Source organism: Nocardia cyriacigeorgica (assembly GCF_010868145.1).
GTDB lineage: Bacteria > Actinomycetota > Actinomycetes > Mycobacteriales > Mycobacteriaceae > Nocardia > Nocardia cyriacigeorgica_D.
This window is the reverse complement of the sequence record NZ_JAAGUY010000048.1, coordinates 1-26256: the sequence shown is the minus strand read 5'-3', so window position 1 is coordinate 26256 and position 26256 is coordinate 1. Positions and strand designations below refer to the sequence as shown.

The 26256-nt window shown below is 67.7% G+C and carries 23 protein-coding genes and 1 riboswitch; of the genes, 12 read left to right on the top strand and 11 right to left on the bottom strand.

Annotation, left to right across the window (positions count from 1 at the left end):
* Positions 1-247: 247 nt before the first annotated feature.
* Positions 248-1132, top strand: a complete 885-nt coding sequence (locus GV792_RS28315) for a LysR family transcriptional regulator (protein WP_163828055.1) — start codon at positions 248-250, stop codon at positions 1130-1132.
* Between the two features lies 1 nt (position 1133).
* Here GV792_RS28315 and GV792_RS28310 read toward each other — a convergent pair whose 3' ends face one another.
* A complete protein-coding gene (locus tag GV792_RS28310) occupies positions 1134-2543 on the bottom strand; it encodes an amidase (protein WP_175584911.1) in 1410 nt (469 codons plus the stop codon).
* Between the two features lie 226 nt (positions 2544-2769).
* Between GV792_RS28310 and GV792_RS28305 the strand changes: the two genes are divergently transcribed.
* Positions 2770-4803: a serine/threonine-protein kinase gene (locus GV792_RS28305; protein WP_163828054.1), complete on the top strand. Its 2034-nt coding sequence runs from the start codon at positions 2770-2772 to the stop codon at positions 4801-4803.
* Positions 4804-4822: 19 nt separating this feature from the next.
* Here GV792_RS28305 and hpt read toward each other — a convergent pair whose 3' ends face one another.
* The 4 genes from hpt to GV792_RS28285 form a co-directional block, all read right to left on the bottom strand.
* Positions 4823-5383 carry a hypoxanthine phosphoribosyltransferase gene (gene hpt / locus GV792_RS28300; protein WP_163828053.1) on the bottom strand — a complete coding sequence of 187 codons (561 nt, stop codon included), beginning with the start codon at positions 5381-5383 and terminating at the stop codon, positions 4823-4825.
* 87 nt (positions 5384-5470) lie between these two features.
* On the bottom strand, positions 5471-6631 hold the full coding sequence (tilS, locus tag GV792_RS28295; RefSeq protein WP_163828052.1) for a tRNA lysidine(34) synthetase TilS: 1161 nt from the start codon (positions 6629-6631) through the stop codon (positions 5471-5473).
* Positions 6628-7752: a zinc-dependent metalloprotease gene (locus tag GV792_RS28290; protein ID WP_256668478.1), complete on the bottom strand. Its 1125-nt coding sequence runs from the start codon at positions 7750-7752 to the stop codon at positions 6628-6630. The genes tilS and GV792_RS28290 overlap by 4 nt, the downstream gene beginning before the upstream one ends.
* Before the next feature lie 14 nt (positions 7753-7766).
* Positions 7767-9227: a D-alanyl-D-alanine carboxypeptidase/D-alanyl-D-alanine-endopeptidase gene (locus GV792_RS28285; RefSeq protein WP_175583373.1), complete on the bottom strand. Its 1461-nt coding sequence runs from the start codon at positions 9225-9227 to the stop codon at positions 7767-7769.
* Between the two features lie 211 nt (positions 9228-9438).
* On the opposite strand from GV792_RS28285, the gene GV792_RS28280 reads away from it, so the two are divergent.
* Positions 9439-9930, top strand: coding sequence for an inorganic diphosphatase (locus GV792_RS28280; protein ID WP_163828050.1), 492 nt, complete (start codon positions 9439-9441; stop codon positions 9928-9930).
* 138 nt (positions 9931-10068) lie between these two features.
* On the opposite strand, the gene GV792_RS28275 is transcribed toward GV792_RS28280, so the two are convergent.
* Entirely contained in the window at positions 10069-10890 is an 822-nt protein-coding gene (locus GV792_RS28275) for a crotonase/enoyl-CoA hydratase family protein (RefSeq protein ID WP_163828049.1), read from the bottom strand.
* Between the two features lie 103 nt (positions 10891-10993).
* On the opposite strand from GV792_RS28275, the gene GV792_RS28270 reads away from it, so the two are divergent.
* Both GV792_RS28270 and GV792_RS28265 read left to right on the top strand, forming a co-directional pair.
* Entirely contained in the window at positions 10994-11467 is a 474-nt protein-coding gene (locus GV792_RS28270; RefSeq protein WP_163828048.1) for a YbaK/EbsC family protein, read from the top strand.
* 134 nt (positions 11468-11601) lie between these two features.
* Positions 11602-12072 carry a flavin reductase family protein gene (locus GV792_RS28265; RefSeq protein ID WP_256668479.1) on the top strand — a complete coding sequence of 157 codons (471 nt, stop codon included), beginning with the start codon at positions 11602-11604 and terminating at the stop codon, positions 12070-12072.
* 57 nt (positions 12073-12129) lie between these two features.
* Here the strand turns inward: GV792_RS28265 and GV792_RS28260 are convergent, their stop codons facing one another.
* Entirely contained in the window at positions 12130-13449 is a 1320-nt protein-coding gene (locus GV792_RS28260) for an aminotransferase class V-fold PLP-dependent enzyme (protein ID WP_163828046.1), read from the bottom strand.
* 46 nt (positions 13450-13495) lie between these two features.
* A riboswitch (SAM riboswitch) is annotated at positions 13496-13609 on the bottom strand.
* Positions 13610-13812: 203 nt separating this feature from the next.
* Here GV792_RS28260 and GV792_RS28255 point away from each other — a divergent pair.
* The gene (locus GV792_RS28255; protein ID WP_163828056.1) at positions 13813-17742 is read left to right on the top strand and encodes a Pls/PosA family non-ribosomal peptide synthetase; all 3930 of its coding nucleotides are present in this window, start codon (positions 13813-13815) and stop codon (positions 17740-17742) included.
* Positions 17742-19091: a M1 family metallopeptidase gene (locus tag GV792_RS28250; protein ID WP_163828045.1), complete on the top strand. Its 1350-nt coding sequence runs from the start codon at positions 17742-17744 to the stop codon at positions 19089-19091. The genes GV792_RS28255 and GV792_RS28250 overlap by 1 nt, the downstream gene beginning before the upstream one ends.
* 37 nt (positions 19092-19128) lie before the next feature.
* Here GV792_RS28250 and GV792_RS28245 read toward each other — a convergent pair whose 3' ends face one another.
* The 3 genes from GV792_RS28245 to GV792_RS28235 form a co-directional block, all read right to left on the bottom strand.
* On the bottom strand, positions 19129-19317 hold the full coding sequence (locus GV792_RS28245) for a hypothetical protein (RefSeq protein WP_163828044.1): 189 nt from the start codon (positions 19315-19317) through the stop codon (positions 19129-19131).
* Between the two features lie 121 nt (positions 19318-19438).
* Positions 19439-19888: a DUF2752 domain-containing protein gene (locus tag GV792_RS28240; RefSeq protein ID WP_163828043.1), complete on the bottom strand. Its 450-nt coding sequence runs from the start codon at positions 19886-19888 to the stop codon at positions 19439-19441.
* 49 nt (positions 19889-19937) lie between these two features.
* The gene (locus GV792_RS28235) at positions 19938-20315 is read right to left on the bottom strand and encodes a glyoxalase superfamily protein (RefSeq protein ID WP_163828041.1); all 378 of its coding nucleotides are present in this window, start codon (positions 20313-20315) and stop codon (positions 19938-19940) included.
* A 76-nt stretch (positions 20316-20391) separates the two neighbouring features.
* On the opposite strand from GV792_RS28235, the gene GV792_RS28230 reads away from it, so the two are divergent.
* From GV792_RS28230 to GV792_RS28220, 3 genes are all read left to right on the top strand, one after another.
* Positions 20392-20703: a hypothetical protein gene (locus GV792_RS28230; RefSeq protein WP_163828040.1), complete on the top strand. Its 312-nt coding sequence runs from the start codon at positions 20392-20394 to the stop codon at positions 20701-20703.
* A 235-nt stretch (positions 20704-20938) separates the two neighbouring features.
* Positions 20939-21991, top strand: coding sequence for an alpha/beta fold hydrolase (locus tag GV792_RS28225; RefSeq protein WP_163828039.1), 1053 nt, complete (start codon positions 20939-20941; stop codon positions 21989-21991).
* 227 nt (positions 21992-22218) lie between these two features.
* Positions 22219-23139: an NADP-dependent oxidoreductase gene (locus GV792_RS28220; protein WP_163828038.1), complete on the top strand. Its 921-nt coding sequence runs from the start codon at positions 22219-22221 to the stop codon at positions 23137-23139.
* Between the two features lie 189 nt (positions 23140-23328).
* Here the strand turns inward: GV792_RS28220 and GV792_RS28215 are convergent, their stop codons facing one another.
* On the bottom strand, positions 23329-23685 hold the full coding sequence (locus GV792_RS28215; protein ID WP_175583158.1) for an Rv2640c family ArsR-like transcriptional regulator: 357 nt from the start codon (positions 23683-23685) through the stop codon (positions 23329-23331).
* 99 nt (positions 23686-23784) lie between these two features.
* Between GV792_RS28215 and GV792_RS28210 the strand changes: the two genes are divergently transcribed.
* Together GV792_RS28210 and GV792_RS28205 are read left to right on the top strand one after the other, a co-directional pair.
* Positions 23785-24258 (top strand): ArsI/CadI family heavy metal resistance metalloenzyme, encoded by a 474-nt coding sequence (locus tag GV792_RS28210; protein ID WP_163828036.1) that lies wholly within the window; start codon positions 23785-23787, stop codon positions 24256-24258.
* A gap of 805 nt (positions 24259-25063) precedes the next feature.
* Complete coding sequence (locus GV792_RS28205) at positions 25064-25858, top strand: hypothetical protein (protein ID WP_163828034.1); 795 nt, start codon at positions 25064-25066, stop codon at positions 25856-25858.
* Positions 25859-26256: the final 398 nt, after the last annotated feature.

Genomic DNA, 26256 nt, shown 5'->3' with positions numbered 1-26256 from the left:
GCTCCCACAGTTCCAGGATCTTGCGGGCGCACTCGGAACAGATACCCGCTGGTCACCGGGAAGAAGATCGACTTCTCCGCCGGCCCGAACCACACCCGCGGAAGGTTCGTCGAATCCGATAGTGCGCACGACCATGACAGGTCATATGCTGTGACTAACAAACCTGCTGACCGTTTTGGGCCAAGATTCCGAACTTTCCGGTCTAATTAGGCTAGAAATCCGGGACCGATTCTGATAGCAATAGGCTATGGACCCGCATTTGCGCGACCTGCGGTATTTCGTCGCTGTCGCTGAGGAACTGCACTTCACCAACGCCGCCCAGCGGCTGCACATCGCACAACCCACCCTGTCGCGCCAGATCCGGCAGCTGGAACGCCAGCTCGATGTGGTCCTGTTCGATCGCAATCAACGCAGCGTCGCGCTCACCGTCGCGGGCAAAGAACTGCTCGAGGGCGCCCGCAAGATCCTGGAACTGTGGGAGCTCACCAACTCCTCGCTACAAGAGGCCGGTGAGGTGCTGCGCGTCGGCATCCAATCCACCCTCGGCCGCGGACTGCTCAACGATCTGGAGAGCGCCAGCGGGCACCGGCTGGCCCTGCACTCCGCGTCGTGGACAGACCCGTCCAGCGGTCTGGCAGGCCGTCAGGCCGATCTAGCGCTGGTCTGGCTACCACTACCGGACTCGAACCGGTACCGCTGGGAGGTGCTACGCACCGAAGACCGCTGGGTACTACTACCCGAGAACCACCGGCTGGCCGCACAGGACACCATCGACTTCGCCGACCTGATCGACGAACCGTTCGTCGCCCTACCGCCCGAGGCAGGCGCGGTGCGCGAGTTCTGGCTCGGCAACGATGGCCGCGGCGGTCGTCAGCCCAAGATCGGCGCCGAAGCCGCCACCCCCGAGGACAAGCTGGAGGCCGTGAGCCTCGGGCTCGGCGTCTGCCTGCTCGCCGAGAACAACGTCCCGATGTACCGCTGGCCCGGCCTCACCGCACGTCCCGTCACCGGGCTCGCACCGTGCGAGCTGGCAGTGGCCTGGCGGGTCGACGACAACCGGCCGACCATCCTCGAATTCGCCGGCCGCGCCGCCGACGGCGGATTCGCGAGCAAACCCACCGTCGCGGTCTGAGCTACCGCTCCTCGGAGGTCCGGTCCGCGGTCGTCCGTGGCCACGGGTGCAGCGCCTCCAGCTGGGCGGCCAGCCGCAGCAGCGTCGATTCGCTGCCCGGCGGGCCTGCCAGCTGAGCTGCCACCGGCGTACCGGACTCCGGGTGCAGGCCCATCGGCACCGACATGGCCGGCCAGCCCACCAGATTCCACATCGGAGTGAACGGTGAATAGCGCGGGCTGTTGATGAAGTTCGTCAGCCAGCCCTTGGCATGCCAGGCCTTCGCCACCGGTGGCGGGAGGGCAAGCGCGGGCGTGATCACCACGTCGTAGTTCTCGAAGAACTCGACCAACCTGGCCTCGACCCGCTCGACCTGCGCGGGTCGCACCATGTTCAGCCGCACCAGCAGCCTGCCGAGCGCCAGATGACGGCGGGTGCGCGGCTGGAGCCGTTCCGGATGCGGCAGCTCGTCGGCCTCTGGAATCGCGAGCATCGGCCAGCGCAGCATCACCGCGGTCACCGCGTCGCCGTAGGGCAGTTTCGTCGTTTCGACCGCATGACCGGCGGTGGCGGCGGCCGATCCAGCGGTGCGCGCGGCCGCGGTCCAATGCCGGTCCACCTTGATCAGCGGGCTCGGAGCATCCACCGCCAGGGCAACCCGCAGCGGTACGGCAGGCGGGTCGACATCGGCCAATTCGGGCCTGCCCGCCAGCACCGACAGGGCGAGCGCGGCGTCGGAGACGGTCGTTGCCAGCACGCCGTTTTCGGTCATCCCGCCCCAGGAATCCGGCCCGACCTCGGCAGGTACCACCCCGCGGCCGGGTTTGATCCCGACGACACCGCAGCAGGCCGCCGGAATGCGGACCGAACCGAGACCGTCGTTGCCGTGTGCGACCGGAACCAATCCCGCCGCGACCGACGCCGCGGCACCGCCCGATGAGCCCCCCGAGGTGCGCTCAGGATTCCACGGGTTGCGAGTGATCCCGTCGGGGCCGTCGGTCATACCCCACAGACTCAGTTCGGGCACGGTCGTCAGACCGACAACCACCGCCCCGGCCTCCCGCAGCCGTCGCACCACCGGGTGATCGGCGGTCGCGGGTGTCGGATCGGTGGCGGCCGAGCCATCGAGGACGGTTTCGCCCGTCACCGCGACATTATGTTTGACCGCCACCGGAACACCGGCCAATGGCAGCCCGTCGAGGTCGACGAGCTGTTCCAGCTCCGCCGCCTCCGCACGCGCCTTCTCCTCGCGCACCACGTCGAACGCGTAGACAGACGCATTGCCCTCAATGATCCTGGCCAGTGCCGCGTCCACCTCCGCGGTCGGTGTCGTCGACCCCTCGCGTACCCGGGCCGCGGTCGTCACGACCGGGCCGGGTGGAGTGGTCGCGTCATTGCCCGCGTTCGGATTCGCGGGCTCTTGTGCCCCCATCGATGCCCTCCTACCGTGGCCTGCCCCGCCATCGGAGGCGGCCGCGTTCAACCAGCTCGTAGCCCGATGCCACGTTGCCGAAACCGGGTGAGACCCCCTGCCAGTGGACGTATCATTCCGATTACCGGTCGCCGTCGAAGGCGTCGGGTGTGGCGGAGTTTATCGGCAACCCCGTCGGCCGACCAGTGCACGTTTCGCGGCATCCAGCCAGCAACCCCTTGGGACCATGAGCGCCGAACCGGAGACCACCCCCGATCGCACTGCCGCAACGGAATCCATTGCGGGAGCGGCATCACCGCGGCCGGACGACGCCGAAACCACCCGAGCCAACGACCCAACCCGCACCTCTGCCGCACCCTTCGATCTGTCCACCCAGCTCGATCCCGCATCCGGTACCGGCCCTGGCACCGACGAGGCGCTCGACCGGATCGAGGTCGGCACAAGCATCGGCGATTTCGATCTGCTCACCGGACTCGGCACCGGCGCCTTCGCCCGGGTCTTCCTGGCCAGACAACGCTCGCTGCAACGACTGGTCGCGGTGAAGGTCTCCGCCGACCACGGCACCGAACCGCAGACACTCGCCCAGCTCGACCACGACTACATCGTGCGGGTGTTCGACCAGCAACTGCTCGAATCGGGTCGAGCCCGCGGGTCCCGTCGACTGCGGTTCCTGTACATGCAGTTCTTGCCGGGCGGCACGCTGCTCGGCGCGCTGCGCTGGGTCCGCGCGACCCCACCCGCCGAGCGCGACGGCAGGCTGCTGCTCGACGCGGTCGATACCGCAATGGAGGAAAAGGGCGAGATCCGGCCGACCGATTCCAGCGTGCGCGCCGAGATCGCCGCCCTGAGCTGGCCGGAGACCGTCGCCTGGCTCGGCAGGCGCCTCGCCGAGGCACTCGACTACGCCGCCGAGCACGGGGTACTGCACCGCGACGTCAAACCGGCGAATGTGCTGCTCACCGCCGAGGGTGTGCCCAAGCTCGCCGATTTCAACATCAGCTTCAGCCGCAATGTGAAAGGCACCAGCCCGGTGTCGTACTTCGGCGGCTCACTGACCTACATGTCGCCCGAACAGCTGGAGGCCTGCCATCCCGGCCGCGAACGCACCGCAGCCGACCTGGACACTCGCGCCGACATCTACTCCCTCGGCGTGCTGCTGTGGGAGTTGCTGACCGGGGCCAAACCGTTCGACGACACCACTGCGGGCGCGGGCGATCAAGGTGACGACACCACCCTCGAGGCCATGCTGGAACGCCGCTGCGTCGGAGTCGACGAGGCGGCGCTGGAGCGGCTACCACCGGATTGCCCCGCCGCACTGCGCCGGGTGCTGCTCACCTGCCTCGATCCCGATCGGGAGCGTCGCTGGCCGAACGGCGCCGTGCTGGCCAGACAGTTCGACACCTGCCTCGATCCGCGGGCACGTGAACTCGTCGACCCCGCGCCGGACAGTTGGCGGCTGCGGCTGCGTCCGTGGATCATTCCGGTGCTACTGGTGGCGCTCGGCGTACCCAATGCGCTGGCCTCGCTGTACAACATCGAACACAATCATCAGCTCATCGTCAGCAGGCTGTCGGAGGAGGCGCAGCGCAACTTCGTGATCATCACCGGGATCGTCAATTCGGTGCTGTTCCCGGTCGGCATCGCGGTCGTGCTGTATCTGTCCCGCCACATCCTGCGGGTGACCCATGGGCTGCGGCACGGCAAACGCTACGACTCGGACACCCTGCGGCGCGCCAGACGGGACACGCTACGGCTCGGCGACAACGCAGTGATCGTCGCGTTCACGCTGTGGGTATTGGCCGGGTTGACCTTCCCGATCGCGCTGCGACTGACCACCGACGATCTGCCCGCGCGCGGGGTCTGGCATTTCCTCACCTCACAAACGGTGTGCGGTGCGATCGCGGTCGCCTACCCGTTCTTCCTGGCGACCTTCTACATGGTGCGTTGCATATATCCGATATTCCTTCGCCACGGTGATGTCGGCGCCGAGGACGCGCAGTGGCTGCGCCAACTGGACCGGCGCTGCAACGGCTATCTTGCTGTGGCCGCGTCAGTGCCGCTGCTGGCCGTGGCCGGGGTAACGTTCCTGCGGCCCACCGATATCGCGGAGGTGATCGTCGCGGTCCGGGTGCTGTGCGTGGGCGGCATCATCGCCTTCGTCGGCACGTACGTGGTTTTCCGTGCGCTCGAAGCCGATCTGCGGGCGTTGGAGCGCGTTGTGTCGCCGGGCGATCCGGTGAGCAGGCGCGAGGCGGCCTGACAGTGCTGTGCGCCGCGGCTCAGGATTCGCCGCCGTACACCTTCGGATGCAGGGTGCCGATGTAGGGCAGATCGCGGTAGCGCTCGGCGTAATCGAGGCCGTAACCGACGACGAATTCGTTCGGGATGTCGAAACCGACGTGCGAGACCTCCACCTGGGTGCGTAGCGCGTCGGGCTTGCGTAGCAGGGTGACCACCTCGAGCGAGGCCGGGTTGCGGGTGGACAGATTGCGCATCAGCCAGGACAAGGTGAGACCGGAGTCGATGATGTCCTCGACGATCAGCACGTTGCGGCCTGCGATGTCCTTGTCCAGGTCCTTCATGATGCGCACGACACCCGAGGACGAGGTGGACGAGCCGTAGGAGGACACGGCCATGAATTCGAGCTGGGTCGGGATCGGCAGCGCCTTGGCCAGATCGGTCATGAAGAAGATCGCGCCCTTGAGCACGCCGATCAGGAGCAGATCACCCTCGGGGGCGTCGGGCGGATAGCGCTTGGCGATCAGTTCGGCCAGTTCCCTGGTCTTATCGGCAATTTCTTCTTCGGTGATCAGCACCGAGGCAATATCGTCCCCGTACACGTGCGCTGGTTCCCTTCCCTGCGTTGATCCGCGGTGCTCCTGCCGGGGCCCGTCCGTGGTCACGCCGCGCCGTCGCCTCGGGGCCCGTCACTCGCGCTCGCCCGGGCGAACCCGATCGGTATGCGCGAGTGTCAGCCTGCCATGTTCACGCGCAGCAACCAACCTCGTCCCCGGTTCGCCGCCGCCGACCGCGACCCCGCCCTGGCCACGCCATGCGGTGACCAGCTGGTCGACCGCCTGTAAATGTTTGCCGGTCAGTGCTTTCGCACCACCGTCGAGTAACCACGCCCGGATGGCCCGGCGGCGCAGGGCGGCGGGGGCAGTGGCGAGCGTCTCGCACGACAGCGTCACCTCATGAGTACCGGCGGGCGGGCGGGCCTCGCCGGTGTGGCCGTGGCTCGCGACACGCAACAGATCGTTGGCCAGCTCATCGAGCACGGTGTTGTCCTCGCGGAGCTGTCCGGCCGTGCGTCCGAGCGCCTCGGCCACTCCCCCACCGAGCACCTGCTCGAGCAGCGGCAGGACCTCCGACCGGAGCCGGACCCTGGTGAATTCGGGCGAATCGTTGTGTGGATCTTCGTGCTGGGTGAGCCCGAGGTCCGCGCAGAACTGCCTGGTGACCGTTCGCCGCACGCCGAGCAACGGCCGGCCCCAGGGCGGAGAGTACGGCGCCATGCCCTGGATGGAGCGCGGACCCGAGCCGCGGGCCAGCCCGAGCAGCACGGTTTCGGCTTGATCGTCGAGGGTGTGCCCGAGCAGCACCGGCAGACCGTCGCGCGCGGCGTCAAGGGCCGCGTAGCGCGCCTTTCTGGCCGCCGCCTCCATCCCGCCTTCGCGGCCGACTTCGACCGGCAGTACATGGGCCGAACGGCAACCCAGCTTCAACGCCGTCGCCGCCGCCTCGGCGGCCACCTGCGCCGAACCGGGCTGTAATCGGTGATCCACGATCAACGCGTCGACAACGCCGATCTCCACCACCGCGGCCGACGTCAACGCCAGGGAGTCCGCTCCCCCGGACAACGCAACGGCTATCGCATCGCCGCCATCGAAGCGGGCCGACCAGCTGCGCACCGCATGACGCAACTCGAGCACCGCCGGGGTCTCCGGTAGTCGCGCGGGACCGAGCTCGGTGGGAGACGGACCGGATTCACCGGCGGCACCGCGCGAACCAGGCCGTTGCGTACCGGACCGGTCGTGCACATCGCCCTTGCCTCTGGTCCCCGAGCGACGGGATCCGGTCTCGCTCATCCCAGGACGCGAGTGATCCATCGTTGCGGGTCCTCGATCTCGTCCGGACGCGGCAGCGTCTCGGCGTCGGTCCAGACGGCGTTGAAGCGCTGCATGCCGACGGTGTCGACGACGTGGTCGACGAAGGCCTTGCCGCGCACGTACTGGGCGACCTTCGCGTCGACGCCGAGCAGCGCACGCAGCAGCCGCTGAACCGGATTGGTCGGGCGTTTGCGGCGCTGATCGAAGGCGGCGCGGATCTGTTCGACGGTCGGGATGACCGACGGGCCGACAGCATCCATGACGTGGTCGGCGTGGCCCTCGAGCAGCGTACCGAGCATGAGCAGCCGATCCAGCGCCTCGCGTTGCGGTGCGGGCTGGCTGGCACGCAACAGGCCGACGACGCCGCGGGCGGCCGGATCATCGGGTGTGCCGTTGCGGCGGCGGTCGCGGACCTCGGAGACGAGCCGGGCGAGCATATCCGCCATCGGTTCGTCGCCGACCTCGCCGAGCACGTCCACATTTGTGCGCATGTAGTCGGCCAGCCAGGGCGCCGAGGAGAACTGCACCCGGTGGGTGACCTCGTGCAGGCATACCCAGAAACGGAAGTCGCTCGGCTGCACACCCAACGCACGTTCCACCGACATGATGTTGGGCGCGACCAGCAGCAACGTGCCGTCGCGGCCGGTGAACGGATCGTATTGGCCGAGGATCGCGGTGGACAGGAATGCCAGCATGGCCCCGGCCTGCACGCCGGCAGGCTTACCAGTGAGCATGCCGCGGCCCTCGTCGACGCCGGTGCCGGTGAGCTGCGCCATGGAATCGGCGGCCGCGCCGATCCAGCCGGGACGGTCGACGATGCGCGCCTGCGGAACCGGCTGATCGTCGAGCAGCCCGGTGACCTCACGGACCGGGGCTTCCGCCCGCACCGAGGCGTCGGCGAGCTCGCTGACCACCTGTTCGGCGGAATACCTGCTGGTCCGCGGCCCGGACGGGACGAGGGCAGCGCCCGTGCGGGCGGCAAGGCGCCAGTCGACGGCGCCGGTCAGGCGGGTACGCGAACCGGCTTTCTCGGCGGTGTCGACGGCACCACCGCCAGATTCGACCGGTCCGGTATCGCCGGGGCGTTGTTCGGTCGTCATAGGTCACCCACCCGTCAGGAGCATCCGCAAGTACGCAGTGTGGCCGCGATGGCATCCAGTGCGGGCCTGCTCACCTCCGGCGGTCGATCACTCGACATCAACGCGAAGGTGAGTACCCGCCCATCGCTGTCGAGCACATACCCGACCAACGTGCTCGCCACCGACAGAGTTCCGGTCTTGGCCCGCACCCACCCGGCACCGTCCCGGTCGCGAACCACATAACGGCTGGTCAGCGAGCCGGTAGCGCCCGCGACGGGCAGATCGTCCAGCAGCGGCGCAAGAGTCGCGGACAGGTCGGGCTCGTCGTCGGCCTGCTTATCGGGTGATGCGCCCGGCCGCACGATCGAACCCGGGCGCAGGCTCGGGGCCCCGGTCTTCGGCTGCTGCTGCTCGGCGATCTCGTCGTCGCGGGCCGCGGTCGCCAGGATCCGGTCCAGGATCTGCGCTGGGATGCGGTCGTCGACCGAGAGTCCGCTGGTGTCGTGCATGCTCACCCCGGTCAGGTCGAAGCCTGCCTGCTCGAGCGTCGACTGCACCGCAGCCGCCGCACCCGCGAACGAGGCGGGTCCACCGGTGGCCTGCGCGATCTCACGGCCGATGGTTTCGGCGAGCACATTGTCGGAATGCACCATCATGGCGTGCAGGCGTTCCCCCAGCGGCGCCGAGGACACGGTCGCGATCTGTTTCGCACCGGCGGGCGCCGTGCCCGGCCGCACGCGTTCGGCACCGAGGCCGAGCTCGGCCGCCAGCCGACGGCCGACATCGAGTCCAGGGGTCGCGCTGCGCGGCGAATACTCGACCAGCGGATCGAGCCTGCCCCCGTCGATCATCAACGGTTCGATCGGCGCGATGGAACCGCCGGGGATGTCGATCGGGTCCCAGCCCTGCGCCATGCTCGGACCCGAGTAGAGCGAGGTGTCGACCACGATCGAGTCGATGGGGATCTGCGCCGCCCGGATCTGGGTGACCAGATCCGACAGGTTCGGCCCGTTGGGGTAGTAACCCTTGCCGTCGCGTTGCGCGGTGAGCGTCGGATCGCCGCCGCCGACAAGCACGATCTCGCCCGGCACCGCACCGGCCACCACCGTGGTCTCGACCCGCTGATCCTCGGGCAAGGTCAGCAATGCCGCCGCCGTGGTGAGAATCTTCGCCGTCGAGGAGGGCACCATCGGCTTGGCGGCGTCGGCGCTCCACAACACCGTCCCGGTGTCGGCGTCGGTCACCGAACCGGCGAAACCACCGAGATCCGGGTTCGACACCGCCGGCGCCAGCACCGCCGCCAGCCCGGCCGAACTCGGCACCGGCGCATCATCCGGCGCCGGCGCGACCTGAGGGAACGGCCGGACCGGTACCGGCGGATCGGCGATGGTCAGTCCACCGTGCCGGAACTCCTCGCTCCACGGCTTCAGCATCACCACGACACCAGCCCCGACCGCGAGCAGCACCACCAGCGTGATGATCAGTCCGATCCACATCCGGCGTCGTCGCCGCGAGGCCAGTCCACCGATGTTCTTACCGCCTCGACCCACCACGTTGTCCGCCGTCTCCTCACGCCCGCCACATCCGCTTGGCCCACACTATCCTCGTTCCGCTACCGTTCCCCCGAACGACCTGGCGCGTCGGCGGCCGTTGGCCTGCCGGAAGACAGCCGCAGCACACCAGAGGCACACCGAAGAAGGAGTTGGCGTGGAGTTCGACGTCACTATCGAAATCCCCAAGGGTTCGCGTAACAAATACGAGGTCGACCACGAGACCGGCCGTGTCCGGCTCGACCGTTTCCTCTACACCTCCATGGTGTACCCGGCCGACTACGGCTACATCGAGAACACTCTCGGCGAAGACGGCGATCCGCTGGACGCGCTGATCCTGCTGCCCGATTCGGTGTTCCCCGGCGTCATCGTCGAGGCCCGCCCGGTCGCCATGTACAAGATGGTCGACGAGGCCGGCGGCGACGACAAGGTGCTGTGCGTGCCCGCCGGTGACCCGCGCTGGGATCACATCCAGGACCTGAAGGACGTCCCGGAGTTCGAACTGGCCGCGATCAAGCACTTCTTCGAGCGCTACAAGGACCTCGAGCCCGGCAAGTACGTCAAGGGTTCGGAGTGGGTCGGCCGCGCCGAGGCCGAGGCCGAGGTGGAGGCGTCCATCCAGCGTCTGAAGGACCAGGGCGGGCACTGAGCGTCGCCGAACTGCCGGAGCTCGCCTATCGGTAGCCGACGACAGTCCCGAAACAACGAGCGGCACATCACCGAGGTACACCCGGAATCGGGTCCTCGGTGATGTGCCGCTCGACGTTCGGCGGGCTGTCGAGCCCGGTCAGCGGCCCTTGAACTGGGGGGCGCGCTTCTCGAAGACGGCCTGGATGGCTTCGGTGAGGTCCTCGGACGGGAGGAAAGCCGCGTTCCACGCCGACACGTAGCGCAGGCCATCGGCCACCTCGGACGCATGCTTCTGGTGCAGGACGTCCTTGGCGCCCTGCACCACCAGCGGCGGATTGGCGGCGATTTCACGCGCGGCGGCATGCGCCGCGTCCAGCGCCGCCTGCTGATCGTCGAACACGTCGTTGACCAGGCCGATCTTCTCCGCCCGCGCCGCGTCGATGTCCTTGCCGGTGTAGGCGAGTTCACGCAGGTGGCCCTCGCCGATGATGGCGGGCAGGCGGTGCAGCGACCCGATATCGGCCACGATGGCCACCTTGGCCTCACGCAGGCTGAACTTGGCGTCGGCACTGGCGTAGCGGATGTCGACGGCGGCGATCAGGTCGAGGCCACCGCCGATGCACCAGCCCGAGACCGCGGCGATCACCGGCTTGCGGCATTCGGCGACAGCGGTGACCGCGGCCTGCATGCTGCGGATTTCGTCGAGGAAATCGGTACGCGGGGCGGCGAGCGCCTTATCGGCGAGCAGCGGGCCGAAGGTGCCGCTCATGGCGGGCAGGTCAAGGCCGTAGGAGAAGTGCTTGCCCGAGCCGGTCAGCACGATCGCGCGAACCTCGCGGTCGGCATCGAGGGCACGGAAGATCTCCGGTAGCTCGCGCCAGAAATCCGGGCCCATGGCATTGCCCTTACCGGGACCGGTCAGGGTGACCTGTGCGACGTGGTCGGTGGTTTCGACGGTGAAAGCCTGCCATTCAGTCATCTGTACAGCGTATACACGCCGATTACGGCGTCGATACCGTGTGGGATAGAACCTGTTATCACTGAACCGGCGCCCCCGAACGTGTTCGCATTACCCTGGATTCATGCGCAGGTCACTTCCTCCGGTCGCCTGCCGGGTCGCGGACACCCTGATCGCCCGCGGGCACCACGGCGTCATCGTCACCCATCAGGATCGCCCTACCGCGGCCTCTGACGCCGCCCGAGTCCTCGGCGTCGATATCGGCGCCATCGCCGAAGCCCGGTTGTACCTGCTCGACGACGATCCGGTCCTGCTGCTCGTCTCCGGCGCACACGAGGTCGACCTGGACCGCACCGGCGAACGTATGGAAGGCATCCTCACCCCGGCCCCCGACGATCTTGTGCTCGAGGTCACCGGCCACCCCGTCGACGCCGTCGCCCCCGTCGGCCATCCCACCAACATCCCCACCTGGGTCGACACCGCCCTGTCCCACCACCGCGAGCTGTGGGCCGCGGGCGGACACCCTGATGCGGTGTTCCGCACGACCTTTCGAGAACTGGTGCGCATTACAGCCGGCCTTCCGATCGACGTGGACTGAACGCGTTGCCGCACACGCAGTAGTTTCGTCATGTGACCGACGCGCATTCTGAACCGACAGCCACGGGGGCGGAGGCGGGACTACGGGTGCCCGATGATCTGAGCGGGATCACCGCGGAGCAGTACCGCGCGTCCATGCGGCACTATCCGTCAGGGGTGACGGTGGTGACGTTGTGTTCGCCGAAGGGGCCGGTCGGGTTCACCGCGACCTCGTTCGCGTCGTTGTCGCTGGCACCGCCGCTGGTGTCGTTCAATATCGCGCATACCTCGTCGAGCCTGGACGCGATGAGCGAAGCGGATTCCGTGGTGATCCATTTCCTCGGTGAACATCAGCGCCATATCGCCCAGCGCTTCGCCCGCAGCGCCGAGGAGCGGTTCACCGACCGGTCGCTGTGGACCACGCTCGATACCGGTGAACCGGTGCTGCACGGGACGCCGATCTGGTTGCGCACCACGGTCGAACAGCGCATTCCGATCGGCGACCACACCTTCATCGTCGGCCGGGTGACCCGAGTGCACGATGCGACGGGCGAGAAGCCGGCGGCAGCGCCGTTGCTGTACCACAACGGTCGCTACCACCGGCCAACTCCGCTCGACGAGGACTGACGGCCGGCGCGGGCGGCCTCCCCATCGGTGTCCGACCGCCCGCGCAGGTGAGCGCCCTCAGCCGATGGCGCAGGGAGCCGCGCCGGTGGTATCCGCGCTGGTGAACGGCCGGGTTTCCGGTGTGGGGTTCCACAGGCCTTCGGTCCGGGTGTAGTTCCATGCAGGGCCGTCGTGCACGAGCGCGGCGATCGCCGCGACCAGCCGATCCACATCCGCGGAGCTGGTGCCCAGTCCGATACTCGCGCGCAGCGCACCATCGAGTCCGAGGCGGGTCAGCAGCGGGTGCGCACAGAATCGGCCGTCGCGCACGCCGATGCCGCGTTCGGCGGACAGATAGGCAGCCACTTCGCCGGGCTCGAAACCGTCCAGCGTGAAAGCGACGATGCCGACGGTGTCGGGGCAGTCGGACCAGATGCGCAGCAACCGCACGCCGGGTATGGCGCACAGACCAGCACGAAGCCGGTCGGCCAACAGCCGCTCATGCGCGATTGCCCGGTCCGCATCGATCTCGCCCAGCGCGTCGCAGGCCGCCGCCAACGCCGCGACGCCGAGCACATTGGGCGATCCGGCTTCATGACGTTGCGGCGCAGGCGCCCATTCGGTGCCATCGACCCGCACCTCACGCACCGCGCCACCGCCGGCCAGATACGGCGGTGCCGCGTCGAGCCAATCCCGGTTGCCGACGAGCACACCGGCACCGAACGGCGCGTACAGCTTGTGCCCGGAGAAAGCCAGGTAGTCGATGCCGCACTCGCGCAGGCTGATTCGACGGTGCGGCGCGAGTTGCGCGGCATCGACGAGGATGCGGGCGCCGCACTGATGGGCGATCTCGGCCAGCCGAGTCAACGGCAGGACCTCCCCCGTCACGTTGGACGCGCCGGTGACGGTAAGCAGCGCAGCCGGTTTCACGCAGAGTTCGGCGACCACACGGCGGACCGTTTCGTCGACCGTGTCCGCGGCCGTCACCACCCGCCGCCCGCGTCGTTCCCAGGGCAGGAAATTCGCGTGATGTTCGACATCGAGCACGACGGTGTCGCCGGGCACGCAGGCGGCCAGCAGGTTCAGCGAGTCGGTGGTGTTGCGGGTGAAGACCACGACCTGGTCGTCGGTCGCGTCCAGGAAGCGGGCGACCGAACCACGGGCGGCCTCATAGCATTCGGTGGAGATCCGGGAGGCGTAGCCCGCGCCGCGGTGCACGCTGGCGTAGTAGGGCAGCAGACGCTGCACCCGGTCGGTGACCTGAGCCAGCGCCGGTGCGCTCGCGGCATAGTCGAAGTTGGCGTAAGTGCAGGTCCCGCCCTGCACCAGGGGTACTCGGAGGTCGTCTCCGGAGACCCTGGCGAGGGCGGCACAGGTCTGATCGAACACAGCGGTCATCACGTCATCCCGTCGGCTGAGGGACCCGCGAAAAGGGGATTCGTCGAGTCCGCGCTTGCCGCGCCCGGTCGGGCGACGGCCCGGTCGTCACCCGGAGCACCCCACCGCGGAGGAGGGTTGCCGACCAGCAAGCCGGGGCTTGACGCTGGCACTCATGACCTGACCCGAGGCTTGCAGACCGGCCCCGCTGCTGTCAACCCGGCCTCGGCTGCGGGTACCGTGGACAACTGGTCACCAGGGCATTCGCCGTTTGCCCATTGGTAACCCTTGTATGAAACAACCGTCTTCGAGAATTAGTTGGTGAGGCCGTACCGCCGTACATGGTTACTGCCGGACAGTGCTGAGGAAGGTGGGCCGGACGTGATGCTCCAGCCGCAGATCGACACCGATGGTTCGGTCGAGGAGCTCGATCCGCTGCGACGCTCAACCCTTGCCCCACCTGCGCGAACACTGGTCGACATCCTCGCCGATACCGCGCGCGCTCATCCGGACGCACCGGCCATCGACGACGGCGGCACCGCGCTCACCTACACCGAACTGCTGGCCGAGATCGCCGTCGCGGTCGAACGTCTCGGCGCCGCCGGTGTGCGCCGCGGCGACCGGGTCGGTGTGCGGATGCCCTCGGGCACTCGTGAGCTCTACGTCACGATTCTTGCGGTGCTGCACGCGGGTGCGGCCTATGTGCCGGTCGACGCCGACGACCCGGACGAACGAGCCCGCCTGGTCTTCGGCGAGGCGCAGGTTACCGCAATCGTGACCGCCGCGGGTATCGAGCCGACCGAACACGCACAGCCCACTCGGGCATCCGGCGAGCAAACCGATGGTCCGGCACAGCCTTCCGTTACCGACGACGCGTGGATTATTTTCACCTCCGGCTCCACCGGAACCCCGAAAGGTGTTGCGGTGACCCATCGCAACGCCGCCGCACTCGTCGACGCCGAAGCCCGGCTGTTCCTGCGGGAGACCCCGATCGGCCCCGGCGACCGTGTGCTGGCCGGGCTCTCGGTCGCCTTCGATGCCTCCTGTGAGGAAATGTGGCTGGCCTGGCGGCACGGCGGCTGCCTGGTTCCGGCTCCGCGCGCACTGGTGCGCACCGGCGCCGATCTGGGCCCGTGGCTTGTCCGGCATGAGATCAGCGTGGTGTCCACCGTGCCGACGCTGGCCGCGACCTGGCCCGCCGAGGCCCTGGAGCCGGTGCGGCTGCTCATTTTCGGCGGTGAGGCGGTGCCACCAGAACTGGCCGAACGGCTGGCTGGCGATGCGGAGTCCGAACGCGAGGTGTGGAACACCTACGGCCCCACCGAAACCACGGTGGTCGCGTGTGCCGCGCTGCTGGACGGGAATTGGCCAGTGCGCATCGGGTTGCCGCTGGACGGCTGGGATCTGGCCGTCGTCGACGCCGCCGGTAATCCGGTCGGCGAGGGCGAATCCGGCGAACTGGTGATCGGCGGTGTCGGCCTGGCCCGCTACCTCGATCCCGCCAAGGACGCCGAGAAGTACGCGCCGCTGGCCTCGCTCGGCTGGGAGCGCGCCTACCGCAGTGGCGATCTGGTGCGCAACGACAGCGCCGGACTCGTCTTCATCGGCCGCGCCGACGATCAGGTCAAGGTCGGTGGCCGCCGCATCGAACTGGGCGAACTCGATAATGCCCTGCAACATCTGCCCGGCGTGAGCGGTGCGGCCGCCGCGGTGCGCACCACCGCGGCGGGTAACCAGATCCTGGTCGGCTATCTCACCGGAACTTCGCCCGACTACGACATCAAGGCCGCCCGCTCGCTACTCGCCGAACAGCTGCCCGCACCGCTGGTCCCGCGCCTGGTCGTGGTGCCCGAACTGCCCACCCGCACCTCGGGCAAGGTCGATCGCGACGCCCTGCCCTGGCCGGTCGCGGGCACCGAGGAGAACGTGGACCACGGGCTCACCGGTACCGCCGCCTGGGTGGCGGAATTGTGGAGTTCGATCCTCGGCGCCGAGATCACCGGCGCCGATGCCGATTTCTTCGACCTGGGCGGCGGCTCGCTGTCCGCCGCCCAATTGGTGACCGCACTGCGAGAGCGCTATCCACGGATCGCGGTCGCCGATCTGTACGACCATCCCCGCCTCGGCGCGCTGGCCGAACTGCTGGACGACACCGCACCGGCGGCCGCCGTCGTCGAACGCACCGTCCGGCCGACCCCGCTGTCGGCGCAATGCGCGCAGGTACTGGCCACCCTCCCGTTGACCACCCTCACCGGCCTGCAATGGCTGACCTGGCTTGCCATCACGGGCAATATCGCGAGCTGGGCGGGGGCGCTGCCGTGGCTGCCGCAACTGTCGTGGTGGTGGACGCTTCTGTTGTTCCTCGTCTTCATCACCCCACTCGGCCGGATGAGCATCTGCGTCGCCGGCGCCCGGCTGCTGCTGCACGGTGTCGAACCGGGCAGCTATCCGCGCGGCGGCTCGGTGCATCTGCGGTTGTGGGCAGCGGTGCGGCTGTCGGAGGCCAGCGGCGCCGAAAACCTCTCCGGCGCACCGTGGATGGTCCCGTTCGCGCGGGCACTCGGCGCGAAGATAGGTAAGGGCGTCGACCTGCACACCCTGCCGCCCGTGACCGGCATGCTCGAGCTCGGCGACGGTTGCAGTGTCGAACCCGAGGTGGATCTGTCGGGCTACTGGATCGATGGCGACGTCGTCCATATCGGGCCGATCGTGATCGGTCGCGGTGCGGTGGTCGGCGCACGCTCGATCCTGCTGCCCGGCACCAAGATCGGCCGCGGCGCCGAGATCGCCCCGGGATCGGCGGTCGCAGGCAAGGTGAAGCCGGACCAGGAATGGGCAGGCTCACCCGCGGTGAAGGTCGGCAAGGCCAGACATCGCTGGCCCGCCGACACCCCGAAGCGGGCGGTGCACTGGGTGGCGGCGTTCGCGCTCAGCTCGATGGGACTGGCCGCCATGCCGATCGTCGGGCTGGCCGCCGGTGGCGCGCTCATCGTCTGGTGGATCCGCGACACCACCACCATCGCGGGCGCACTTGGCCGCGGTCTGCTCATGTTGCCGGTGGCGACCTTGCTGAGTCTGCTGGTCTACGCGGTGGCCACGGTGGTCTCGGTGCGGGTGCTCAGCATCGGTCTCACCGAGGGCTATCACCCGGTCCGCAGCCGCGTCGGCTGGCAGGTGTGGGCCACCGAACGCCTGCTCGACGGTGCCCGCAACTTCCTGTTCCCGCTCTACGCCAGCCTGCTCACCCCGGTCTGGCTGCGGCTGCTCGGCGCCAAGATCGGCAAACGCGTCGAGGCATCGACGGTGCTACTGCTGCCGAAATTCACCACCGTCGCCGATGGCGCGTTCCTGGCCGACGACACCATGATCGCCAGTTACGAACTCGGCGGCGGCTGGCTGCGGATCGGCGAGGCGAAGGTCGGCAAACGCGCCTTCCTCGGCAATTCCGGAATGACCGCGCCCGGCCGCCGGGTGCCGAAGAACGGTCTGGTTGCCGTGCTGTCGGCCGCGCCCAGCAAAGCGAAGGCGGGCTCGTCCTGGCTGGGCAGCCCGCCCGTGCGACTGCGGCGCGCCACCGAAACCACCGATACCGAGCGCACATTCGACCCGCCGCTGCGCCTGCGCGTGTTCCGCGCCGTCGTCGAGACCTGCCGCCTGCTTCCGGTCCTCGTGACCTTCGCGATCGGGCTCGGTGTGCTGTTCGCCCTGGCCTGGCTGGCACAGACGATCGGCTATCCGGCGGCGGCGTTGCTCTCCGGTGTGGTGCTGATGGTCGCGGGCGCGGTGGCCTGTGCGAGCGCGGTGACCGCGAAATGGTTTCTCATCGGCAGAATCACCGCCGAGGAGCATCCGCTGTGGAGCTCGTTCGTCTGGAGAAACGAGGTCTCCGACAGCTTCGTCGAGACCGTCGCCGCGCCGTGGTTCGCGCGCGCCGCCACGGGTACTCCCGTACTGAATCTGTGGCTGCGTGGTCTCGGTGCCCGAATCGGTCGCGGGGTATGGTGCGAGTCCTATTGGCTACCGGAGGCGGATTTGGTGACGCTCGGTGACGGCGCGACCGTGGAACGTGGCTGCGTGGTGCAAACCCATCTGTTCCACGATCGGATCATGTCCATGGATACCGTCACCCTCGGCGCCGGCGCCACGCTCGGCCCGCACTGCGTCGCGCTGCCCGCCGCCACCATCGGCGCGGGCGCAACCATCGGACCGGCCTCGCTGGTGATGCGCGGGGATACCGTCCCGGCGTCGACGCGGTGGTGGGGTAATCCGATCGCACCGTGGACCGCCACCACCGACCCGGGAGCCGCCGGCTGATGGGAGGCAAGTTCTACGACGCTCCCATCGACGAGTACCTGCCGCAGAATGGCAACCGTGGCTACCGGGTCTCGCGGTACGAACTCGAGCTGACCTACAAGGTCGCCGCCAACCGGCTCGCGGGCCGCGCCGAGATCACCGCGGTCACCACCGAGGTGCGGCCGCGATTCGCCTTCGATCTGTCGCAGGCGCTGTCGGTGTCGAAGGTGTTGATCAACGGCGGCAAGGTCGCCAAGTACACCCACCAGCACGGCAAACTCGTCGTCACACCGCAGCAGCGGATTCCGGCCGGCGGCCTGCTCGCGGTGACCGTGCAGTATTCGGGAACACCGCGGCCGGTACGTGGCCCGTGGGGCGAGGTCGGCTGGGAGGAACTCACCGACGGTGCACTGGTGGCCAGCCAGCCCAATGGTGCCGCCTCCTGGTTCCCCTGTGACGATCACCCGAGTTCCAAGGCCAGCTACCGCATTTCGATCACCACCGATACGCCCTACTACGCCCTCGCCAACGGCACCCTGCTGCGCAAACAGACCAAGGCAAGCCAGACCACCTGGGTCTACGAACAGTCCGAACCGATGTCGAGCTATCTGGCGACCATCCAGATCGGGCAGTACCGCAAACATCGCATCGGGCCGGCACACGGATCGGTCCCCATGCACGCGCTGGTGCCCAGCCGGCTGCGGGGCAACTTCGACCACGATTTCGCCAGGCAGCCGCGGATGCTCGAGGTGTTCACCGAAAAGTTCGGGCCGTACCCGTTCGAGGCATACACGGTCGTCGTCACCGATGACGACCTGGAGATCCCGATCGAGGCACAGGGCATCTCGATCTTCGGCGCCAACCACTGCGACGGCCGCCGCGGCGCGGAACGCCTCGTCGCCCATGAGCTCGCACACCAGTGGTTCGGCAACAGCCTGACCATCCGGCAGTGGCGCGATATCTGGCTGCACGAGGGTTTCGCCTGCTACGCGGAATGGATCTGGTCCGAGGAGTCCGGTGGTCCGACCGCCGATCAGCTGGCCAGGGCCGCGCGGCACAACCTGGCGCGTCAGCCGCAGGACATCATCGTCGGCGATCCAGGGCCGACGAGCATGTTCGACGATCGGGTCTACAAGCGAGGCGCACTGTGCCTGCATACGTTGCGGCTCGAACTCGGCGACACCATCTTCTTCGAACTACTGCGCGAATGGACGGTGCGCTACCGGCACGCGTCGGTGACCACCGAGGAGTTCACCGATCTGGCCGGGCACTACAGCCTGGTGCCGTTACGTTCGCTGTGGGACAGCTGGCTGCTGGCCGAGCCACTACCGCAGCTACCACCGTCTGGCGGGATGTCGACGGGAGCGTAGCTCCGCATTCGCTGCCACGCCGGTTCGCGCTATCGGGTCAGAAGACCAGGTAGCGGGTGGCCAGCTCCTCGACCAGCGGATCATCGTCGGTGACGCTGTCGAGTGCGTCGAGATCGGTCTCCACCGAGATCAGCCGGGGGTCATCCTGCTCGGTATCCGATGGTCCGTCCTCGGCGAGCTGACGCAGCAACTTTGCACGTACCCGCGCCTTCAGGGAGTCGATCATGTGCTGTGTCCTTTCCGGCCGATGCGCTACCTCCAGCTTGCCCCGTTTCGCCCCGACCGGGTGTTTTCGATCGGTTCCGGACTCGCGTGGTCGCGCTCGGCGACGGTCACCCGGCTGCCGGTCAGACCGGTGTCAGCCAGTTGCCCCACGGGGTGTTGCGCACCACCGTGAACAGCGCGAGGAAGCCGAAGATCGACCACATGGTGACGGCATTGATGCCAAGGTGCCGCATCGGCTTACCCCGCCAGGCCCGGATCGCCCAGTCGCCGACCCACAGCGCGAACAGGATCAGCAACGGGAGTGCGAGGAGGTTGCTGTGCAGCGAATCCAGCACGTGTCCGTCGGTGAGGTTGTGTACCGCCCGCATACCACCGCAGCCTGGGCAGTACACCCCGAACAGCGCGTACACCGGACAGATCCCCCATGACCCCTCTACGTGCGGATCACGCAGGTGCACCGCCGCCACCGCGACAATGCCCGCCCCGGCGACCGCCGCGGGCAGCGCGACGGCGCGCCATCGGGTACTCGGCGGCTCCCCCGCCGTAACCGGTCCAGGCTGTGCGATATCCACAGTCGTTCACGGTAGCCGGACCCGCGCGGGCACCGCCATCACGCGTGGTTCAGCCGGGCTGGGCGAACCGCAGCGTATTGCCCGCCGGGTCGATGAGCTCGAAGCCGGGTCCGCCCGGGCCGTCCTCCGGGCACCCCGGCCTGGCGAAGCGGTACTCCTTCGCGGTGATCTCCGCATGCCAGGCGTGAATATCATCCACAGCCATCCACAGCACGGTTCCTGGAGTGCCGTCGCCGTGATGTTCGCTCAGGTGGATGCGCGCCGCGCCTCGGGAGACCTGCGCATACAGCGGCAGGTCCGGGGCGAAGCGATGCTCCCAGTCCACCGTGAAGCCGAGATAGTCCCGGTAGAACTCGAAGGTCTTCGCGATATCGAACATGCGCAGCACAGGTATCGGCGGTGCGAGGCCGATCGGGTCGGACGCCATGGCCATATGATCGCAGCAGGTAACGACATGATCTATCCATTCCGCCGGGAGTTGCGGCCGCGTAAGCTTTCTCAGCGTGGACGCCGCTGGTGTCACCGGGCTCGACGAGTTCGGGGACCGGCCGCCGCGCAAGCTCGAATTCGGGCATGTGGGCCGCTGGTACGCCCCCGATGATGATGCCGTCCTCGACTCCGGTACCGGCCCGCGCGGCGAACGATCGGTCGCCGTCGAGATCGATCCCGGCGATGGTTCCTCCCTGGTGGTATTCGTGCGCGCGCCCAGCGGCCACGACGTATCCGCCGGTTTTCGCGCCGACGATCAGGTCTGCCTGGTAGTCCCGGACGCGATAGCCGAGCTCGGGTTGCCCACCGCACCGATCACGGCCTGACCGCCGTTCGTTCGGCGCCTCCACTCGCCGCCGACGCGCTGGTTACCGAATCTCTGGCAAACTTCCGGCATACTTTTGCCCAGATTTCGGGCATTTTCCAGGTAACGGCATTACCCACCGAACCGACACCCGGTGTAGCGCACCGTCGCGGTATTTCTTTCCGGTGAGAGGCGCTTGCACTTGCAAGCACCCCAGCTTGCATTTACGGTGACGGGAGACACAAAGGAGTGCTCTGATGCTGGTGAAGTCGATGAAGACGCTGGCGCAGGTCCGCCACGGCGCCCTGACCGCCCCCTTTCGCGCCGGACTGCGGTCGCGCACTTTCGAGACAGCGTCGTTGAACGCACCCACCGCACCACATGAGGTCGTGCCGGTCACCACGGTTGACGGAGCCCGACTGCGGGTCCACGCCTACGGCCCCTCCGACGGTGATGTCATCGTGCTGGTGCACGGCTGGAGTTGCAGCATCGAGTACTGGAATCCGCAGATCAACGCCTTCGCCGATACCCACAGGGTGGTGTGTTACGACCAGCGCGGCCACGGTGAGAGCGAAGCGGGCACCCTATTTCCCTCGGCCGACACCATGGCCGACGATCTGGCCGCCGTCCTCGACGCCACCCTCCGCCCTGGGCAGCGCGCGATACTCGTCGGCCACAGCATGGGCGGCATCACCCTGCAGGCCTGGGCCGCCAGGCACCCCGACCAGGTCACCCGCCGCGCCAAGGCCGCGGTCCTGGTGAACACCACCTCCGGCAATATCCGCTACGACACCGACCTGCTTCCGCTGCTGAACAAGCCGCTCATGCTCGCCGAGCGCCCCCTCACGCTGTTCGGCGCGGGTGTGCGGATGCCGATCATCATCGCCGAGACCCTGCTCACCGCACCGGTCCCGTTCCCCGGCGGGTGGCCGGCCCGCGCGGTGCTCAAGGCGCGGATCATGTCGCCGACCGCCACCGCCGACCAGGTCGATTTCGCCCTCGGCATCGTACGGTCCTGCCGTCCGCTTGCTCGCGGCAGGCACGCCGCCGCGCTCGCCGACCTCGAACTGGGCGAGGCCGCGGCCGGGCTCGCCGTTCCCACCACCGTCATCGCGGGCAGCCACGACAATCTGCTGCCCGAACGCATGTCCCGCATCATCGCCGATACCCTCGATCGCGCGGGCCACCTGGCTGGTTACCACGTCTGGCCCACCGGACATCTCACCAATATCGAAGCGGCCGACCAGTTCAACGAAGAACTGGCTCGGATCATCCGCCGCACCGGCCTGCGCGCGGCAGCCGCGGGCTGAGCGGAGGTTCACCGAGCTCCGGTCAGCGTCGCCCGGTCTCGGTGAGCTCTGTCTCCGATATGCGGCGTCCACATGGCCATAAGCGGCGCACATGCGTGACGTGGCCGGCCGTATCCGGGTCTCGGGAATCACCCATCCGAAGCGTGACCGGGATTCCGGTGCGGAATATCGGCGGCACTGCTCGGCTTGCATCCGAAGACAATGCGGACCACTGCGAGAGGATGCCCATGCGCGCCGCCACCTATGACCGATTCAGCTCCGATATCTCCGATGTGCGGGTGCGTGAGCTGCCCAAGCCGAAGGTTTTCCCGGGGTCGGCGCTGGTCGAGGTGCGGGCGGCCGGGGTCAATCCCGTCGACTGGAAACTGATGACCGGCGGGCTCGACGGGTTGATGGATGCGATCTTCCCGGTCATTCCGGGCTGGGATGTGGCGGGCGTTGTCGTCGAAACCGGTATGGACACACCCGAATTCGCCGTCGGTGACGAGGTGCTCGGCTATGCCCGCAAGGACACCCTGAACGCGGGCACTTTCGCCGAACTTGTCGCGGTACCTGCCGCTACCTTGGCTCGCAAGCCCGCGGAGCTGTCCTGGGAGCAGGCGGGCGCGCTACCACTGGCCGGCGGCACCGCACTGCGCACCCTCGACATCCTCCGAGTAGGCGCCGGCGACACCGTCCTCATCCACGCGGCGGCCGGCGGAGTCGGCAGTCTCGGCGTGCAGATCGCCAAGGCCCGTGGTGCGCGGGTGATCGGCACAGCCTCCGAACGCAACCACGATTTCCTGCGTGAACTCGGTGCTGAACCGGTGCCCTACGGCGACGGGCTCGCTGATCGCGTCCGCGGGCTGGCGCCGGAAGGCGTCGACGCGGTAGCCGATTTCGTCGGCGGCCAGCTCGACGTCACCACCAGGGTGCTTGCCGCGAACGGCCGCCACGCCTCCATCGCCGATGCCGCCGTCGAGGAGCACGGCGGGCATGTGGTGTGGGTTCGGCCCGACGGCGCCCAGACCCAGCGGCTGGCCGATCTCGCCGCCGCGGGTTCGCTCACTGTTCCCATCGCCCGCACTTACCCGCTGGACGAGGTGCCGCAGGCCTTCGCCGCCAGCCAGGACGGCCACGTCCGCGGAAAGATCGTGATCGTGCCCTGATCCGGCAGACGCCGCAGGCACGACGGCGACCACGCCTGATACTCGAAGGCGCGATCGAATCGGGCGTCCGCTCGGCACACCAAGTCATCGCGGCGACGACCCGCATCCCCGGCTAGCGTTCCCTGCCGGTCGACTCGGCATGCGGCTCGGCGAGCGATCGCTGCCGGACCGTCGCGGAAGTCGCTGCGGTCAACAGCAGTTCGGATCGAGCACCACACACAGTGCCGTCAGCGCATCGCGCCGCGCCTGATGGAAAACGCTCATTCCCCGGCGCTCGGACACGACCAACCCGGCCTTCTTCAATTGCCCGAGGTGATGGCTGACCGTCGATTCGGCCAGCCCGAGCACACGAGCCAGCTCACCCGTACTCGCCGCACCGTCTGCCGAGGTGAGCAACAAAGACATCAGCTTGACCCGTGCCGGATCCGCGATGGCCTTCAGCCGCAGCGCCACCTCGAGAGCAGCGGCGTCGTCGACGGGTCCTGCGGCCACCGGCGCACAACACACCGGCGCGGACATATCCACCAGCGGCAAAGTTTTCGGCACGAAATCCACCCTACGCCGGGTATTGACATATGTCGAAAAGGTGAGGAAACTGGTCGACATCAGCTCTTCGATATATATCGCATAGGTGGAGGTTTGATCATGTCCCGCATCCAACTCGCCCTCAACGTCGACGATCTCGAGGCGTCGGTGAAGTTCTACGCCACTCTCTTCGGCACCGAGCCGGCCAAGCGCAAGCCCGGCTACGCCAACTTCGCCGTCGCCGAACCGCCGCTGAAGCTGGTCCTGCTGGAAAACCCCGGTCACGGCGGCTCCATCAACCACCTCGGTGTCGAAGTCGAGACCACCGATACCGTCCACTCCGAAATCGCCCGCCTCGCCGAAGCCGGCCTGTTCACCGAGGAGGAAATGAACACCACCTGTTGTTTCGCCACCCAAGACAAGGTCTGGGTCACCGCACCCGATACGGAGCGGTGGGAGGTGTACACGGTCCTGTCCGATAGCGAAACCTTCGGCAAGGCACCAGAATTGCTCGCCGACGACGAAGCGCGCTGTTGCGGAACAACCGCCACCGAGGCCGACGCCGCCTGCTGCTCGACCGCATCCCGCGCCTAGGGTGCCAGCACTCGGCCCCACCAGGCGACGAAGAACAGCATGCCCATGCTCGGCCAGGTGTTTCCTGCCTATGAAACCTGTTCGGCAGGCGCAGGATTCGGAGTCTCGCCGCGAATAGCACCGGGCGACGAAGGTCGCCGGTGGGCCGCAGCGGCCGTGGCGGCCGTGGCGGCCGTGGCGGCCGTGGCGAAATGATCAGACGCGGGGCTTATCGACGGCTATCCAATAACGCCGCGCCGGGGCCGGCTCGTTGGCCTTGGATGCCAAGGGGACACCGAGCTGTCGGAGGCGAACCGGCTCGGGTCCGGTGTTCACCACGGCCAAGGGCAGCCGCGGAACCTCGCGCCACAACTCCGTCTCGACCACCAACGAGCATCGACATGGAGGCGATCGAACGTGTGCAGCGCGATGCGATGACAAGGATGGACGGGCCGTTCCGGGATCATATGTGACTGTCGCCGTCGTCACCGGCCCGGAACCCGGGAAAGAGTGGAGCCGCCTGGGGGAATCGAACCCCCGACCTTTTCATTACGAGTCGAGTACCGGTTGTCCGCTGCCGGTCTGCTGACGTCCGTTCCCCTACGTGAAGTGCTGAAACACTTCCGTGGGGGTCTCGTCATGTCTGGGGTTGTTAGTTCCACTTGTGACAAGCCCGTGACACCTTCGGCTCGCCAAGACCTCCCCGCCGTCCAGAGACTCGACCATGGGGAGCAGTAGAGCCAACTGCGGCCCTCGATAGCGTGTTGCCAACAGGCTGCTCAGATACGCTGTTGGGCAGAACGATAGCGAAGCTGAGGGGGTAGGTGTGTCGCAGGCCGATGGGCTCATCGGTGGTATCGCCAAGTGGTTGGAATCTCAGGGGTACCCACTTGAGATGCGGACCGCACGCGAGTTCCACTCCAGGAACATCTTCGCGACGTTGGGCCACTACTACGTCGATCTTGAAACTGGTCAGCAGCGTGAAACTGACGTAATGGTCAGACTGAACCAGGGTTCAGGAAAAAGCGGCCTAGGTGTCGTACTGGTGATCGAGTGTAAGTCGGCGCGCGACAAGCCATGGGTACTGTTCACTGGTGATCCGAACCGGCAGACCTCAAGTTCGTTGTTCACCTCCCTCCAGTTCACCACGCCTACAGAGGCCATTAGCCGAATGCGACGTGGCCTGAAACCCGAGGACGCGGTACCGCTGCTTTCCGGCTACGAGCCGTTCGGACATTCCCTCGTACGCGCACACGAGAATGGAAGGGAGGATGTAGCTTTCGGCGCGATGATGTCCGCTGCAAAGGCCGCGGCGGGAATCTGCCGCGAGCTTGATGCATTCGGCATGGATGAGGCAAGTGTCGTGATTCCAGTCGTGCTGATCGACTCGCCGCTCGTCCAGTGCACCCTTGACGACGACGGCGAGCCCGAGATCTCACAAATCAACTGCGGCACGGTCCGTTGGCGCTACCAGGTCGAGACGCCAGGTTCCTACCGGATGGGGACTGATGTCATCGTGGTGACACCGGCCGCCCTGCCCAAGCTGGTCGAGGACTTGGTTACGACTGCCCAGAGCCTCGAAATGGCTTTGAGCAGATCGGACTCGGACTCGGACGAATAGCCGCAGTTGAGGGTTGGCCCTGTGCTGGGTTGGGGTGCGCATACAGGAGTTGACTCACCGCCTGCCCGATAAGGCCTGCCTGTCACGCGCAGAGGCTCACAGGTCAAGGGTGGACGAAGTCCATCAGCGCAGCTGACGCTATCGGCGCCCTGAGATGTGAGGGGCGCGGGATCACAATGCAGGCCACCATCGACCAGGGCCACACGGCCGGAGGTCGCGCAGTAGTTCGGCAAGTCACCTCGAGGAGGGGCCGAAGCCCCCCGGGGCGGTCAGTACGGGTCGGCGGAGTTGATGGCCTCCCAGTAGGCGGCGTGGCAGGCGGTGCAGACGTGGTCGTGTTCGTCGCCGGGCGCGTAGTACGGGAGGGTGGCGGTGGCGGGGTTGGTGCAGTTGGGGGT